Raw genomic sequence first — 14,184 nt, 5'->3', positions numbered from 1 at the left:
CTTTTTCCATCTCTATTCAGTATCCCATACCTTCCGGCGTATGCGCCACTTTTTGCGGCACTTTCATGTCACCGATGCGGCCTTCTTTTTTTCTTTAGCGAATGAATAATTGCCATCAAAGCGCTCGATCGATTGATGGCTGAGCCAATACGTGATTGGGAATAATTTATCCAGGAAATAACGGTCATGCGAAACCGCGATGATGGTTCCTGGAAATCCGCTGAGCGCCTCTTCCATCACTTCTTTCGCTTCCAAATCCAAATGGTTCGTCGGCTCATCCAAAATCAATAGATTGTGGTCCAAGTGCATAAGCTGTGCAAGACGGAGGCGCATGCGCTCTCCGCCGCTCAATTGGCGGACGGGCTGAAATACCATATTGCCGAAAAACAGGAATTTAGCGAGTATGGGCCTTGCATCATATTCAGAGACCGCCACTGCGTCACGGAATTCTTCAATGACGGTACGCCCATTATCCATTTCGAGCGTATGCTGCGATAGGTAGCCGACCGACAGCCCGCTTCCCAGCAGAATATTTCCGCAATCCGCCTCTTCACTTCCCAGAACCATATTCAGCAGCGTTGTTTTTCCTGTGCCGTTTGAGCCGACTACCGCCACACGTTCCCCGAAACGCACATGCAAATCCACTTCTTGAAACAACAGCCTGTCGCCGAACTCTTTCCAGACCCCTTCCAAGCGCACGACGTCTTTGCCGCTTCGTTCTGCCATCTGAAAATCGAGCGCCATCTGTTTTTTTGACAACACAGGGCGGTCCAGCATTTCAATACGCGCCAACGCTTTCTCGATGCTTTTCGCCTGCCGGTGCATGCCGGCATTTGGTGGATTGGCGCGGTTTGCCCATTCTTTCAAACGTTTGATGGTTTCTTTCATTTTTTTGATTTTTTTCTGCTGGTCCTGATATTGCTGGAACTCGATCAACAGGCAGGCATCCCGTTCTTTGACGTATGCCGAGTAATTGCCTTTGTAATGGATCAGGTCGCCTTGGTCCAGCTCCCAAATGCACGTTACTGCTTCATCCAGGAAATAGCGGTCATGGGAAACCATGACGATCGTCCCTTTGTAATGGGCAATGAACGAGCCGAGCCATTCGATCGCTTCCAGATCAAGGTGATTGGTCGGTTCATCAAGCAGCAGTAGATCCGGCTCCTGCAGCAGAAGTTTCGCCAAAGCGACCTTGGTCCGTTCGCCACCGCTCAGATGCCTCAATAATTCGTTTTTCAATTGCTTGATTTTTAGGCCGTTCAGCACTTGGTCGATCCGCATATCGATGTCATAGCCGCCATGCAGCATAAACTCTTCTTGCAATACGCCGTATTTGCCCAAAATGCGCTCCATCTCTTCCAACGATGCTGTTTCCATCCCCTTTTCCATTTCAGCCAAGCGTTCCCGTGTTTTTAACAATTCGGCAAACGCCGTTTGAAGGAGCTGCTCGACCGTCCAATCCGGTTCTTCATCCGGTGATTGCTTTAACAAACCGACGCTGCAGCCTTTCTTCCAAGTGACGGCACCTTCTGTGGGCTGGAGGATTCCTGCAAGCACGTTGAGCAAGGTGGTTTTGCCTTCACCGTTGCGTCCGACAAGGCCGATTCTCTGCCCTTCAGGGACTTCCCCTTTTATATGATTAAATAATTTCTGATTTGCAAAATGACACATGATTTGTTGGAATTGGCTAATTATCATCGTTCTCTTCCTTTCGGTTGAAGAGACGCGCGCAATACAAAAAGGCATGCAGGGACGCATGCCTTTTGCTTAAATCCGATTGCAGGCAGATGTCTCTTACTGGTTATTTTCACTCCATGCAGTTAGCTGAAAAAGGACAGACTTATCCTGTGCATGTTTTTTAGTGAAAGTAACGCCATGAAGAATGTAAAGATATTCCTGACATTCAGTCATGCGCTTACCAGTTCGAATCATCATACCCACCTCCTCGTTTCATTTCCTTAATCATAAGGGAAAGGGTTTTTTCCGTCAACGATTATTCAGAATTTTTATTTTTTTCGAAAATAACCTTACCTTTTGACCTTTTACTTACAGAGCTCGTTCAAAACAGCTGGATAAAGGATTAAAATAAGGGCAACAAGGGAAATAACGATAATAAAAGGCGAAAGGCGGCGGATACCGTGTCCATGTATTCAAGAATCGCTTTTGACAACAACACACGAAAAGTGGAGAAAGCATTGAAGAAATACGAAGACAAGAAAACGGAAGCTCTCGTTTTGCTGGCGGAAATTGATTTGCTGGAAAAAATGGAAGATGTGAAAGAAGCTGAATTGTGGAAGCGCCAGTCAATGAAAGAAAAGCTGGTTGCTGTGGAACGCCTGCGGAAAGACTTGAAGAACCAAGTAGTTGATTATATTGAAAAACACGGAAATCAGGATCTCCAGCGCTATACCGAGCTTCTGGAAGAGCTTGAAAAAGATAAAGCGCATTATTAGTGGGGAGCTATTCCCCGCTTTTTTTCGGCTTACTCAATTCCGGATTTTTCGCTTTTAAAATATCGCCGGTCCACCCTCTTCTTTTGAAGAAAAGATAGAGTGCTCCTGTTGAAACGACTATGATGACGAGCGACACCAAGTAGCCGAAGGTCCAATAAAGTTCAGGCATATTCCTGAAATTCATGCCCCATATCGCTCCCCAAGCCATCGCCGGGGTAAAAAGGGTTGTTAAAACCGTCAGCGTTTTGATGATTTCGTTCCCACGGTAGTTGGCGACCACATTCTCCATGTCCACCATGTTCTTAATTTCTTCATGATAGGAATTCACTAAAATGACGCAGCGTTCAATCCCCTGCGACGTGCGATAAAACTCGATACCGTTATGGACATCTCGCCCGAATGTTTCCGGAATGGCCATTTTGATCTCCGCAAAACCTTGGATCAGATGTTTCCACAACAGGATTTCATGCCGCAGAACCGATATTTTATCCAAAGTTTTGCTTTCATTCTTTTCACTGATTTCCCACAATAGATTGCGTAATCGTTCTTCGAACTGGTCGATCTTATGGAGAATGGAGCTGACCATATGCCCAAGTAATACCATCATCAGTTCGATGGTGGTGGCGGACGCTTCCATCTGTTTCAGCAGGGCTTCTTTGTTCAAGTCGGCATCTCTCTCAAAATCCAATTGGTTCGTCACCAGGATATCCCTCGACAAATAGAAGTGGAATACATCCAGTTCCCCTTTATCATGCTGGCTTTGCCGGTAGATGAGCGATCCCCAAATGCCTTCGCGGCCTTGTTCAACTGTATCGTTGTGGAGGATATTCACCACTAAATCTTCGGAATCCTTGATCCACGAATGCATTTTGTAATGGTCAGGCAGGAATTTTAGGAAAGCCTCGTCGCCAATTGCCCCTTCTTCTTGCCATACCACGTTTTTAAATTTGTATTGCGGCATATTCTCTCCCCCTTTGATGCTCCAAAATTCCATTCTTATCGAAAAAAACAAGCCGAAAAACGGCTTGTTTTATTCTTTTCGAGGCTGCTGATCTTTATATTTTTCATTCGAATTTTCTTTGTATTCCAAGTCACGGTCAGGCATGGGATCTATTTCTTTCTTTTCAGGCATATCGCGGCGCGGTTCAACTTCTGGAATTAGTTCTTCCCCTTCATGCTCTTCCTTGCCTTTTTTCATATGCTCCCTCCTCAACTTTCGGTTAGCCTTAAAATACCCTTTCCACTCATTTTTAATCCTTTTCAGTTTTCAGCAATGCCTCGATTAAAGCCCGGTCATCCGGGTAAGCCATGTTCACATCAGCCAGCTCAGCGACAGGTTTCCAGGCGACGTCCAATATCAACCCGAACGGATCTTCGACATTGATTTCTCCGCCCGTTACTTCCACACGGAAATAATGCACTTCGAATGATATAGCCGAATTTTCGTATTCCCCTTTTTTTACAGTCAATTCCTCTTTCACTTCGACAATCAAACCCGTCTCTTCAAAAAACTCCCGCTCACAGCACGCGCTCAAACTTTCCCCTGGTTCTGCCCCGCCTGCAGGGACGCCCCATTTCCTGTCATCGTCTTCAGGCATATTCTGCTGTACAAGCAGTACCTCATTTTTATCATTGACGCATATTCCGGCTGCGCCTTGCCAATTGGACATTTCCATCATTATTCCTCCGTTGCTTCTTTATCGATCTAGAGAGATCTTCTTTTCCCTTTAACATACTAAAAAGCGACTCCTACTAGCAAGCCGCTTTTCATATCATTGCATTGTTTTCGAATATTGGCTATCCAATGTAAGACCGTGGGTCGCATCCGGAAGTCCAAGGTCTCCCGAGAAGCCATTGGCCCGGTAAAAAGCGTCAGCGTTCGCCGAATCTGTCCTCACAACAATTTCCTTGAAATGGCTGCGCGCGTGATCGACGATTTTTTTCAAGAGCTTCGTTCCAATCCCTTGCCTGCGCGCCCCCGGCGAAATGTAAAACCGCCGCAGCCGCCCAACACCGTTTTTATCTGAATAAGGATCCCGGTTTATGCCGCCAATTGCCACTAAGTGGCCATGCTGATCCCATGCCCCGTATAAGATTTCGCCTTCTTTATTGAATGTATTTGTCCCGTCTTCGTATTGGTCGACAAGCCGCCGTAAAAAGCGGTACCCTTCCGCTTCACTTTCTTCCACCAATTTTGAGACATCGACTGATTTTAAATCTGTGACTTCTTTCAATTCAAGTTTCATGCCGCTCCTCCTCATCCTGGTCTATGCTTGCTGCCGTTCCTCTTTCAGTGTATAGAAAATAATCGACGGGCGCCACTATAATATCAGAATTTTCTTGTTTTTCACCTTTTGTTCAAACTAAGTAAATCCCATACAAAAAACCTGCACAAAATTTTCTGTGCAGGCCCATGTTCATACAACGGATTAAACGGCGGAAGATTCCACGTTCGCCTTGCGCCCTTCCATTTTCCGGACGATGTAAATGCTCGTTTCGTATAGCACCGCCATTGGAATGAGCACCAAAAGCTGGCTGATAAAGTCCGGCGGCGTAATCAATGCTGAAACGATCGCCAGGACCAGATACGACCATCTCCTTACTTTTTTCATTGATTCTGACGTCAGCAACCCGATCGATGACAGGAACAACGCCACAATCGGCATTTCAAACAACAGGCCCAGCGGGATTGTTGTCATGATCAGGAAATGGATGTATTCGCTCGCTGAAATCATCACCGCAAAATTGGCTGCGCCGAGGCCGACCAAAAATTGATAGCTCAGCGGGTTGACGATAAAATAACCGAATCCAACTCCCAGTATAAAAAGCAATAACATTGCCGGAGAATACAGGCCGATGAATTTCGATTCTTCTTCTTTCAATCCGGGTTTGACAAACTGCCATAAGAAATGGCAAAGGAATGGAAGCGACAAGCCGAGTGCCAGCGTCAAAGAAATCGATGTATAGAACTTGATGACTTCAAGCGGACCCAGAATGACGAGGTCATGCCCTTTTACCACATAAGGAAACCAGAAATTCAACGTCGAGAAAACGACGATCAGGAAGAAGCCGAAAACCAGCAGGCTTTTGATCAGCTGTTTTCGCAAATCGCCCAAATGGTCAATCAGCGACTCTACATGGTCTTCTTGTGGAGGCGGTTCTGAAGTCGGCGGTTTCTGCGGCGGCTCATTGGAAAGCTGTTGGACGGTCGGCATCTCTTGTTCATGAGGCTTCTCAAGTTCCACATTCTTTTTCGACAACGGACTGATTAATTTGCGTTCTCCATACGGATCCATTTAACCACCTTCATAAGTTTTCGGATTTTTGCTCTTCTTTCTTCGCTACAGGCTCTTCGTCATCATCCATCAGCCCTTTAGTGGAGCGTTTGAATTCCGAAAAAGTCTTGCCGACAGCTCCGCCAATTTCCGGCAGCTTTTTCGGCCCAAATAAAATAAGGACAATGACCAGAATAATGATCAATCCTGGTACCCCAATTGAAGATAATCCACCCATATTGCTTTTCCTCCTTCATTTAAACGAGAGATCCCCCGTTTTTACTGTAATTGATGATTCCTTCTGCACAACGGTATGCCAATGCTCCGACAGTGCCTGTCGGGTTATAGCCGCCGTTATGCGCAAAATTCCCTGCACCGACAACAAATAAATTCTCCATGTCCCAATGCTGCAAATAGTTATTGACGACGCTGTTCGCCGGATCGGCTCCCATAATCGTGCCTCCGGTATTATGCGTTGTCTGGTAAGGAATAATATCGTAATCCGATATCGGATTGCCGCCTGCCACTGTTTTCGCGCCCATTTCCTGCATAATTTCGGTCGCTTTTTCCGTTAAATAGGAATGCAGTGCACGATCCTGGTCGGTGAAATTATAAGTCATCTGCAGCAACGGAACTCCGTAGATATCTTTATAAGTGCCATCTAGAGCCAAGTAATTCTCTTTATGCGGCATCGAAGCACCTTGTCCGCCTACCCCCAATGTCCGCGTGAAATTTTCGATGGAAGCTTTTTTGAATTCCGCTCCCCACGAAGGCGTGTCTGGCGGAAGCGGGTTGAAGAGAATCGGCCGGCTTCCAGTCTGAGTAATGGATAAACTGGCGCCGTGGATGAAATCCAAATCACTGTGATCGAAGTTGTCTCCGTTAAAATCATCGACGGTCATACCGAGCGCGCCCGCCCCCATGAACGTGTTCATCTGTTCATCAAAAAATCCACTCGCTCCTGGAAGAATCTGATAAGCGTAGTTTTTTCCGAGCGTCCCTCTCCCGGTGGCGGGGTCGTATTGCTCGCCAATTTGCGAGACCATCAGCAATTTGGCATTGTTGAGCATGTAGCTGGTTAACACGACCACTTCCGCCGGTTGGATGAATTCCTCAAAAGTGATGGTATCAATATAACGGACCCCCGTGACTTTATCGCCTTCTTTCATGACCTCTACAACATTCGCGTTGAACTTGATTTCATAATTTCCCGTTTCGCGCGCCGCAGGCACAACTGTGATTTCAGGTGAAGACTTGGCCCCGTATTCACAGCCGAATCGTTCGCAGAAACCGCAGTATTGGCAGGCATTAATCTGTTGTCCATCCGGATTTTCGTACGCCTCTGAAAGGTTGGCTGACGGAATCATGAATGGCGAGTATCCAAGATTCGTTGACGCTGTCTCAAACTTTTTCAGAATTGGTGTCTTTTTCATCGGCGGCGTCGGGTATTCGCTGGAGCGCTTGCCCCAAAATGGATTTTTGTCCTCACCCGATATGCCAGCCGTTTTTTCAAAGCGATCAAAATAAGGTTCTAGTTCATCGTAAGTGATGCCCCAATCCTGCAAAAGGTAGTCAGCTGATAGTTTATTGCCATATTTTTGCTCGGTCATCGTCTTGATCTGGAAATCATAAGGCAGAAAACGCCAATTTTGCCCATTCCAATGGGTTCCTGCACCGCCAAGCCCCTCGCCTAGCAGGAAAGACCCCATCTGCCGCATCGGAAGCGCGCGCTGATTGCGGTTATTGCGGAACGTGACAGTTTCTTTTGATAGATCCTGCATCAGTTCATAGCGCACAGCATAGCGAAATTCATCGTGGACAATTGAAAAGTCTTCTGTGCTACGTTCTTTTCCGCGTTCAAGGCCTACTACTTTCAAGCCTTCCTTGGTGCATTCTGCAGCGATGATGCCGCCTGTCCAACCCACGCCAACTGTGACCACATCGACTTTATCCAAAGTTGTGACCATTGCAGTCCCCCCTTTAACTTAATTTTTCATCCCCAGTGAATGGGGTTCGATCTCGACGAAATCTTCGCTTTCAATATCATCGATATAGGCTGCCTGATGTCCCGGGAACCCTTTCATCTTCCAGCCTTCCATATTCTGATTCCCACCATAGATAGGGTCGGCATAAGCTCCTTCGAGCGTTGCCATCCGCAAGAGGCGGAAAAAGAACAGCGCGGAGACGCCGCTCATTTGAATCTCATCTTCCTGGAATGCCGTCAAGATTTCATCCATTTGCCCGGCTTCTATGTCCACGAAGTTGGCATTGAAACGCGATTGCGCCTCTTGTTGCATAATTTGCAAGCCTTGGCGGAACATTTCGTTCCGTTTCAGCCGACTTTGATAGCCCTGGGTCATTTCGCCTTCCAGAAATGGCCCTTGCATGTATTCTTTGGAGTTTTCTCCGTACGCCCCGGCAAGCTGGCGATCGATAAAATATGGAACACCTAAGCCAATTGCGCCTGGACCTAAATCATCTTCCGGAAAAATACGTTCTGTCGCTTGCGCAAGGATTTGAAATTCCGTGTCATTCTTGAAGAACATCAACCCCCTTACGCCGCCCGCAGCCCCGCCTTCACCTGTCACTGGCGCTTGTCCCGGGGCGGCGGTGTCATTGACGTTCGCGCCAATCAGCCCTCCGATTATGCCGCCGCCGATCAAAGCGCCGGCTGCAATGCCAGAAGTCTTTAAAAAGTCACGCCTAGAATAGTTCTTTTGTTCTTTTGCCATTTCCAGACCCCCTTATCGATTGTAGATATACTATTCAGAATATTGCTTATTTAACCATATGTAAAGCATTAACCGGAATTAACATAAATTATTTGATATCTATATTAAAAAAATACCCCTTCACGCACTGCGATTCCGAAAGCAGATTTTCATCTAGCTTTCCGATGCGGTTCGTAAGGGGTATTTTTTGCATATAAAAAGCCAAGGGAAGATTCACCTCGGCTGTATAGCTATAAATATTAGTCTAGAACTTTGATTGTGATGTTTTTACGGCCCCAATCAAGTGCTGCGCTTTGAGATGGAATGAATACATCAATCTTATTGCCTTTAATCGCGCCGCCTGTGTCGCCTGCAATAGCAGTTCCGTATCCTTCAACCCAAACTTTAGAGCCTAGTGGGATAACAGTCGGGTCTACGGCAATCACTTTTTGGTTCGGATTAGAACGCAAGTCTTGCCCTGTAGCAGTTGTTCCTGAGCATCCTGCGCAATATGCAGTGTAAGCCGTAGCTGAAACTGTCATTTCTTTGCCGGCTTGCTGAGTTGCTGGAGCAGGTGCTGCTTGTGCTGCTGCCGGTGCAGATGCTTGCACTGGAGCTTTAGCTGGTGCTGCTGCTGGTGCTGCTGCTGGTGCAGATGCTTGTTTAGGCGCTGCATTACCCGCTTCTAATGTAAAATCTTGTCCTGGGAAGATTAAATCGGAAGACAGTCCGTTCCAACCCATTAATTGATCAACTGTTACGTTATTTTTCTGTGAGATACCCCAAAGAGTATCACCTGACTCTACTGTATACGATGAATGAGCGCTAGCTGTGCTTGCTGCGCCTACACTTAATACTGCGATTGCAGTTAGTGTAACGATTTGCTTCTTCATAAAATGAAATTCCTCCTTTTCACTAACAAATAGCATCATAACACCTGAGCATTTCAGAACGATGACAGAACGTCGGATATAAAATATCAATTGCGTTACGTAAAAGTGATATATATTACAGTCTGTAATGAAGCAGAAAATTCATTTTAGATAAAATATAGTTTAGGGGATGTAAGAGAGGGAACAATCTAATGTTTAAGATATTTATATGGATTGAACTAAAGATGGAACTTAGTGAACATCGATTTGGGCACGGCTCCGCTGGGTAAGTACTTGGAGAAATAAAAAAGCTTATTGGTGTCTGCTATTTTTACTCCGCATCCATAACCAAAATCTTTAGTTCAACTTATATACTTCAAGAATAAAGGGGGAAGAAAAATGAAAAAAGTGACAATCGTTTTCTGGGTTTCCCTTGCGCTTTGTCTAAGCTTTGTAGTTTGGGGGTTTATCACGCCTGAGGGCTTTAATGAAACAACTGGAAATCTGACAGCTGCTATTTCCGAAACGTTCGGCTGGTATTACCTGGTCACCGTGTTCCTAATATTGGCGTTCTGCATTTATATGATTTTTTCCCGCTACGCGAACATCAAGCTTGGCAAACCGGATGAGGAGCCTGAGTTTTCTTTGCCATCTTGGTTCGCCATGCTGTTCAGCGCGGGCATGGGAATGGGATTGGTGTTCTGGACTACTGCAGAGCCTATATCCCACGCTTTCATTAGCGCCCCGCGCTCTGAAGTCGGATCGCCAGAAGCCGTTTCAGAAGCGCTTCAGTTCTCTTTCTTCCACTGGGGCATCCACGCCTGGGCAGTATATGGAATCGTGGCATTGGTACTCGCCTATTTCAAATTCCACAATGGCGCTCCGGGGTTGATCAGCGCGACGTTGACACCTTTGTTCGGACACAAAGCGATGTCTGGCATCCCTGGCAAACTAGTGGATATCTTGGCGGTCTTTGCGACAGTCATTGGCGTCGCTTCTACGCTTGGGTTCGGGACAGCCCAATTGAATGAAGGCCTGTCGTTCCTTTTCGGTACGCCGAACACATTCGCTTTCCAGCTTCTCATCCTGGGAGTCTCGACAATCCTATTCATCGGATCCGCGTGGTCCGGAATCGGACGCGGCATCAAATACTTGAGCAACATTAATATGGTGCTGGCCATCATCCTGCTATTGCTGATGCTGTTTGCCGGACCGACCCTTTATATTCTCAACTCGTTCACAGCCGCACTCGGCGGCTACATGACCAATTTCTTCGACATGAGTTTCAACATAGAGCCAAACAATGAAGAAAGACGCGGATGGGTTAACGCCTGGACGGTCTTCTACTGGGCGTGGTGGATTTCATGGGCGCCATTTGTCGGCATTTTCATCGCCCGCATTTCTAGAGGACGCACCATCAAAGAATTCATGGTCGGCGTGCTGTTCGTGCCGTCGTTGGTCTGCTTTATCTTTTTCGCAGTATTCGGCGTATCGGCATTGAACCTTGAAGAAAATAATATTGCCAAAATTTCCGAGTACAGTCTTGAAACAGCGACATTCGGCATGCTACAGCATTATCCGCTTGGTACATTGATGGCGTTCATCACCTTATTCGTCATCGCCATCTTCTTCATTACTTCGGCAGATTCTGCTACATTCGTGCTCGGCATGCAGACGACCGGCGGCATGCTGAATCCGCCTAACCTTGTTAAAATCACATGGGGCCTCATCCAAGCGGCTGTTGCCGCAATCGTCCTTTACACAGGCGGTACGCAAGGATTGCAAAACGCTTTGATCATTGCGGCCCTGCCCTTCTCGATTGTCATCTTGCTGATGGGCGTTTCATTCTTTAAAGTCATTCAAAAGGATCCGCTCATCAAAAAACGCAAACGGACATAAAAAAATCAGCCATCGCGGCTGATTTTTTTTATTTAAATACGCTTGTGCTGTGGAGAGGCTGGATTTTCGATTTCGGATCCAGATAGGCTTTCGCGTTGTTGATAGCTGTCGGCGCTTCTCCGAACCCTACTGCGATCAATTTCACTTTACCTTCATACGTGGCAATATCGCCGGCTGCATAAATCCCCGGAATACTCGTCTCCATTTTCGAATTTACTACGACAGAGTTCTTCTCCATCTCCATGCCCCATTCCTTGATTGGGCCGAGGGATGTAATATTGCCGTAATTGACGATAACATGATCAGCTTCGATGCGCTCTTCGTTGCCTTCTTTGTCGACAAGGACAAGTTCACGGAGATGGCCATTTTCGCCAACCAATTCTTTTACGCCATACGGTTTTTTGACTTCCACTTTGGAAGCGAGCAATGTGTCGATATTCGCTTCATGGGCAGTCATCTTTTCCCGTCGGTGGCTTAATGTAACATGTGACGCTACATCTTCCAGCATCATTGCCCAGTCGACCGCAGAATCGCCGCCGCCCAGAACTACGACTTTCTTGCCGCTGAACAATGTCAGATCTTTGACTCCGTAATGAAGGGTTTTTCCTTCAAAAGGTTCTGAACCATCCACGCCAATCTTGCGCGGCTGGAAAGCTCCGACTCCGGCAGTCAGCAATACTGCTTTTGTAAAATGGACATCTTTATCGGTCGAGATTTCAAAATAATCTTCTTCCAGACGTTCGACAGTGGAAACTGTCTCTTCCAGACAAATTGTAGGATCGCCATAATTCGCCTGGACCACCAAGCTATCCACAAGATCCTTGGCCAATACTTTCGGAAACCCGCCGACATCATAGATAAATTTATCAGGATACAGCTCTGTCAGCTGCCCGCCAAGCTGAGGTAAACTATCAATGATCTTCACTTTCATTTTGCGCATGCCGCCGTAAAAGGAAGCAAACAATCCGGTCGGACCGCCGCCGATAATCGTAATATCAAAAATTTCGCGTTCTGCCATGTATAACACTCCTAATCTGCTCAATAATTATATCCTATCATATTATGCCCTATTTCACGCAATCAGACTAATGATTGAAATTATGGCGATATGCGGATTTTATCACCAGCATTCCTGCTGTTTTTTCCTTATACTGGCCAATAATACGCTCGGCTCTGGCCACGTTATACAACTCAATTAGCTTGCAGCAAACAAGCAACATGCCGTGCCGGAAGAAATTGTGGAGAAAAGCGCGGCGAACCGGAGGAATTTGCAAAAGCGGTAGTTTTTCCCGCCTCTTCCGCATACACTTGCCTGACAGGCCAATCTCTCCTTATTGACGACAGCATGCTGAAATCCCTGAAATAGCCATATGATTATACAGACAGGAGAAAAATCGATATACTTGGGAATGTACAAATTGAAAAGGAGATGTTGTAAATGACGAAAAAAGGACATATCCACATGGAAAATGGCGAAGTAATCGAATTCGAACTTTTCCCGAACGAAGCACCAAACACAGTTAAAAACTTCGAGGATCTTGCAAACTCTGGTTTTTATAACGACGTAACTTTCCACCGCGTAATTCCTGGTTTCGTTTCCCAAGGCGGAGACCCTACTGGAACTGGCGCAGGCGGCAGCGGCAAGAACATCAAATGTGAAACTGAAGGAAACTCGCATAAGCACCAAGCAGGCAGCCTTTCAATGGCACATGCTGGTAAAGATACAGGTTCAAGCCAATTCTTCATCGTCCATGCACCACAACCGCATTTGGACGGAGTCCATACTGTTTTTGGCCAAGTGACTTCAGGCCTTGAAACAGCAAAAGCAATGAAAAACGGCGCTAAAATGACGAAAGTCCACGTCTTCGACGAAGAATAAAACAGGAAACCCGGTTTGGATATAAATCCAAACCGGGTTTTTTTGATCGCTCTTCACTTTTCTAAGTTCTTGATATATTTATTCACAATATCGTCGTACGTGCCGTCATCTTTCAATTGCTGCAGGCCTTCATTAATTTGTTCCAGCAGTTCGCCATTTTGCCCTTTTAAGACTGCAATGCCGTACTTTTCATCGTTCAAGCGTTCTCCGACCGTTTTCAGTTCAAGATCCCGTTTGGAAATTGCATAAGCAATCACAGGGTAATCTTCTACAAAAGCATCTGCATTCCCGTTTGCCAATTCCAGGAACATTGAAGGACTATCCTCAAAATAAGAAATTCGATAGCCGTACTTCTCACGGTTTTCACCAACAAATTTTGACCCAGTCGTCCCGCTCTTAACAGCAATGGTTTTCCCATCCAAATCTTCCAATGTTTCAATTTCGCTATTGTCCTGAGCCGTAACCAACGTTAATCCTGCATCAAAATAAGGCTCCGAGAAATCCAGAATCTCTTTTCGTTCGTCCGTAATGCTCATCCCTGCGATTGCCAAATCAATCGTGCCTTCTTCCATTGCCGGAATGATTCCTACAAAATCCATCGGACGGAATTGAATTTCAAACCCCTGGCTTTCCGCAATCGCTTTAATCAATTCGATGTCAATCCCTTGGTATTCCCCGCCAACTTGAAATTCGAAAGGCGGATAACTGGTATCAATGCCTACTGTATATACTCCTTGTTCTGCACTTCCGCTTTCTCCCTCACCTTCTCCTCCTTCTTCTTCAGATTCTCCGTTCTGCTGTGCGCACGCTCCTACGATAAGAATCAGTGTAAAAAAAAGCAGTAAAAAACTGATCTTTTTCATTTTTCTCACCTCTCATCGTACCATTATGTACCTTCTAAATTTAACACATTTATCTGATAATTAACACTTTTTTGATTAATTTACCTGGAAATTTATACTTGTGAAGCATGATGCATTATACGCTTTATTGTCAGTCAAATACGCTCTGTTTACGGATAAATACGCCCTATAAGAGCGAAAATACGCTTTTTGCGCTTTCCCAAATAAAAAAAGCATGCCCATGTTTGGGCAT

At 46.0% G+C, this 14,184-nt stretch carries 16 protein-coding genes; 3 read left to right on the top strand and 13 right to left on the bottom strand.

What is annotated here, in order from left to right:
• Nucleotides 1-63 precede the first annotated feature (63 nt).
• The gene (abc-f, locus tag AC4EHB_RS13860; protein ID WP_490981864.1) at nucleotides 64-1,698 is read right to left on the bottom strand and encodes a ribosomal protection-like ABC-F family protein; all 1,635 of its coding nucleotides are present in this window, start codon (nucleotides 1,696-1,698) and stop codon (nucleotides 64-66) included.
• A 96-nt stretch (nucleotides 1,699-1,794) separates the two neighbouring features.
• On the bottom strand, nucleotides 1,795-1,932 hold the full coding sequence (locus tag AC4EHB_RS13855; RefSeq protein ID WP_490981863.1) for a hypothetical protein: 138 nt from the start codon (nucleotides 1,930-1,932) through the stop codon (nucleotides 1,795-1,797).
• Nucleotides 1,933-2,144: 212 nt separating this feature from the next.
• Here AC4EHB_RS13855 and AC4EHB_RS13850 point away from each other — a divergent pair, with 212 nt between their 5' ends.
• Nucleotides 2,145-2,453 carry a hypothetical protein gene (locus AC4EHB_RS13850; RefSeq protein ID WP_490981923.1) on the top strand — a complete coding sequence of 103 codons (309 nt, stop codon included), beginning with the start codon at nucleotides 2,145-2,147 and terminating at the stop codon, nucleotides 2,451-2,453.
• Between the two features lie 7 nt (nucleotides 2,454-2,460).
• On the opposite strand, the gene AC4EHB_RS13845 is transcribed toward AC4EHB_RS13850, so the two are convergent.
• The 9 genes from AC4EHB_RS13845 to AC4EHB_RS13805 all read right to left on the bottom strand — a co-directional run bounded on the left by AC4EHB_RS13845 (nucleotide 2,461) and on the right by AC4EHB_RS13805 (nucleotide 9,332).
• Nucleotides 2,461-3,414, bottom strand: coding sequence for a magnesium transporter CorA family protein (locus AC4EHB_RS13845; protein WP_490981862.1), 954 nt, complete (start codon nucleotides 3,412-3,414; stop codon nucleotides 2,461-2,463).
• 69 nt (nucleotides 3,415-3,483) lie between these two features.
• A complete protein-coding gene (locus AC4EHB_RS13840; protein WP_490976166.1) occupies nucleotides 3,484-3,651 on the bottom strand; it encodes a hypothetical protein in 168 nt (55 codons plus the stop codon).
• A 52-nt stretch (nucleotides 3,652-3,703) separates the two neighbouring features.
• Nucleotides 3,704-4,129, bottom strand: coding sequence for an NUDIX hydrolase (locus AC4EHB_RS13835; RefSeq protein WP_490981861.1), 426 nt, complete (start codon nucleotides 4,127-4,129; stop codon nucleotides 3,704-3,706).
• A 96-nt stretch (nucleotides 4,130-4,225) separates the two neighbouring features.
• On the bottom strand, nucleotides 4,226-4,699 hold the full coding sequence (locus tag AC4EHB_RS13830; protein WP_490976168.1) for a GNAT family N-acetyltransferase: 474 nt from the start codon (nucleotides 4,697-4,699) through the stop codon (nucleotides 4,226-4,228).
• Nucleotides 4,700-4,882: 183 nt separating this feature from the next.
• A complete protein-coding gene (gene tatC, locus AC4EHB_RS13825) occupies nucleotides 4,883-5,749 on the bottom strand; it encodes a twin-arginine translocase subunit TatC (RefSeq protein ID WP_490976169.1) in 867 nt (288 codons plus the stop codon).
• A gap of 10 nt (nucleotides 5,750-5,759) precedes the next feature.
• Nucleotides 5,760-5,966, bottom strand: coding sequence for a twin-arginine translocase TatA/TatE family subunit (gene tatA, locus AC4EHB_RS13820; protein WP_490976170.1), 207 nt, complete (start codon nucleotides 5,964-5,966; stop codon nucleotides 5,760-5,762).
• Between the two features lie 19 nt (nucleotides 5,967-5,985).
• Nucleotides 5,986-7,695 carry a GMC family oxidoreductase gene (locus tag AC4EHB_RS13815; protein WP_490976171.1) on the bottom strand — a complete coding sequence of 570 codons (1,710 nt, stop codon included), beginning with the start codon at nucleotides 7,693-7,695 and terminating at the stop codon, nucleotides 5,986-5,988.
• Nucleotides 7,696-7,713: 18 nt separating this feature from the next.
• Nucleotides 7,714-8,460: a gluconate 2-dehydrogenase subunit 3 family protein gene (locus AC4EHB_RS13810; protein ID WP_490976172.1), complete on the bottom strand. Its 747-nt coding sequence runs from the start codon at nucleotides 8,458-8,460 to the stop codon at nucleotides 7,714-7,716.
• Nucleotides 8,461-8,699: 239 nt separating this feature from the next.
• Nucleotides 8,700-9,332, bottom strand: coding sequence for a 3D domain-containing protein (locus AC4EHB_RS13805; protein WP_490981860.1), 633 nt, complete (start codon nucleotides 9,330-9,332; stop codon nucleotides 8,700-8,702).
• A 378-nt stretch (nucleotides 9,333-9,710) separates the two neighbouring features.
• Here AC4EHB_RS13805 and AC4EHB_RS13800 point away from each other — a divergent pair, with 378 nt between their 5' ends.
• Nucleotides 9,711-11,210 carry a BCCT family transporter gene (locus AC4EHB_RS13800; protein WP_490981859.1) on the top strand — a complete coding sequence of 500 codons (1,500 nt, stop codon included), beginning with the start codon at nucleotides 9,711-9,713 and terminating at the stop codon, nucleotides 11,208-11,210.
• 28 nt (nucleotides 11,211-11,238) lie between these two features.
• Here AC4EHB_RS13800 and AC4EHB_RS13795 read toward each other — a convergent pair whose 3' ends face one another.
• Nucleotides 11,239-12,228 (bottom strand): NAD(P)/FAD-dependent oxidoreductase, encoded by a 990-nt coding sequence (locus tag AC4EHB_RS13795; RefSeq protein WP_490976175.1) that lies wholly within the window; start codon nucleotides 12,226-12,228, stop codon nucleotides 11,239-11,241.
• Between the two features lie 420 nt (nucleotides 12,229-12,648).
• Between AC4EHB_RS13795 and AC4EHB_RS13790 the strand changes: the two genes are divergently transcribed.
• Nucleotides 12,649-13,089 (top strand): peptidylprolyl isomerase, encoded by a 441-nt coding sequence (locus tag AC4EHB_RS13790; RefSeq protein ID WP_490976176.1) that lies wholly within the window; start codon nucleotides 12,649-12,651, stop codon nucleotides 13,087-13,089.
• Between the two features lie 53 nt (nucleotides 13,090-13,142).
• On the opposite strand, the gene AC4EHB_RS13785 is transcribed toward AC4EHB_RS13790, so the two are convergent.
• Entirely contained in the window at nucleotides 13,143-13,952 is an 810-nt protein-coding gene (locus AC4EHB_RS13785; RefSeq protein ID WP_490976177.1) for a transporter substrate-binding domain-containing protein, read from the bottom strand.
• Between the last annotated feature and the right edge of the window lie 232 nt (nucleotides 13,953-14,184).

This window comes from Planococcus sp. TJ-302 (genome assembly GCF_058268455.1).
Note: the sequence above shows the minus strand (reverse complement) of the source record. Positions and strands in the feature narration are given on the sequence as shown.